A 1,504-nucleotide genomic window follows, 5' to 3' on the forward strand; every position below is an offset into this window, starting at 1 on the left:
GTTTGTGTATGATTCCGTTGCGTATTTCAGCAACTAATTTAGCAAATACAAACCGAATAGAAAATCCGCGGGGATTTTCGTAAGTAAGCCTGTACTAGCAATTAATTATACATGGTATTAGCAGCATGCATTTATACAATTGCAAAACCCATTTTTTCTTTAATTAAATTCGCGTTTTTTTTATTCGTTAATTTTTCAAGTAATAAAAATGCTACGTCCATAGCTGTAGATGGATTCCAAGAGGTTATTATGTTTCCTTCCTCTACTATTGGTTTATTAACAACATTTACGCCCATATTTTTTAAAGTTTCTTGCCTAATAGGATTTAGGTTATATGTTGTTCCTTTCTTGTTCTCCAATATGCCACTTTTTGCAACAGGAAATGCGCCAGTGCAAATTGATGCAACAACTTTTCCCTTTTTATGAAATGAACTGATTATTCCTGAAAATTTTTCGCTGTAAGCATCTACATAAAAGTTATACTCTTCAAAACCACCAGGAATAGCAATAGCATCAAAATCGTCAACATTTATTTCATCAACTACGAAATCGACTATAAATCTTTGATTGAATGTACTTTTGACTTCTCTTTTTATTCCACAAGTAAATAATTCTGTAAGTCTATTACCTGCTGTAAGATTCCAACCGATAACATCAATAAATACACTTGCCTCAAATATTTCAAATCCTTCTGCTAATAATAATAGTACTTTCTTCATTTCTTGAGTTTTATTTTTTTTATGAGTTGCCAGCTTGCTGGCAACGGTTCAGCTATGACTCCGTTGTAGATAATTCCGCAGGAATTGTCCACTGTAGGAATCATGGATTTAAAAGTAATGTTTTTTGTTTAGAAAGAAGTAACAATTGATTATAGCCATTGTTGTAAGCTGGCTTTTCCATTCAAAATTTCCACCATGGTTTTTTCGGTTCAATTGGTTGAACTTCCGTTTTTATTCTCCAGAAAGCACCGTTATACTTTTCATTAGCCTTTTTGTTGGTCACGCTTACTCCATAGGGATATATTCCATCTTCAAGTCCATTTTTAATCCTTCCCATTAAGCATTGAATTGGCCAGCAGCGAGTTCCGTTTCCTAAATTCACTTCGATATTCACTTCTCCATTCGGATCGTTATCATCCGTTACCCATTTTGAGTCAGTAACATTTTTTATTAGAGTTTCACCGATATAGGAACCAATCGAGAATATTATTCCGCCAAAATTTTTGGTAAGCAGACCACCCTCTATTGGCTGTCCATTTTTAGTACATTTATGAATAAATCGGTCAATTTCGATTAAACTTCCAATAGAGTAGTCCAACTCAATTTTTTCTGATTTGAATGCCATTACAGTCCAATCAGATTGCTTTTTTATATCTTCTAATAAAGTTGCCATTCAATTTTTTTAGCTTGCTTGCTCAAGGGTTAAACGTAGTTCTGCTTTGAGAATGAAAAGATACTAAATTCTTTATCAATAATTTGAGAATCAGACTTCCTATTTCTCTTAA

At 33.2% G+C, this 1,504-nt stretch carries 2 protein-coding genes; both read right to left on the minus strand.

Annotation, left to right across the window (positions count from 1 at the left end):
• Positions 1-131 precede the first annotated feature (131 nt).
• Positions 132-719 (minus strand): DJ-1/PfpI family protein, encoded by a 588-nt coding sequence (locus tag AC1EU5_RS15945; protein WP_480193413.1) that lies wholly within the window; start codon positions 717-719, stop codon positions 132-134.
• A gap of 181 nt (positions 720-900) precedes the next feature.
• Entirely contained in the window at positions 901-1,392 is a 492-nt protein-coding gene (locus AC1EU5_RS15950; RefSeq protein WP_480193414.1) for a hypothetical protein, read from the minus strand.
• Positions 1,393-1,504: the final 112 nt, after the last annotated feature.

The organism is Maritimimonas sp. 2405UD52-3 (assembly GCF_056591715.1).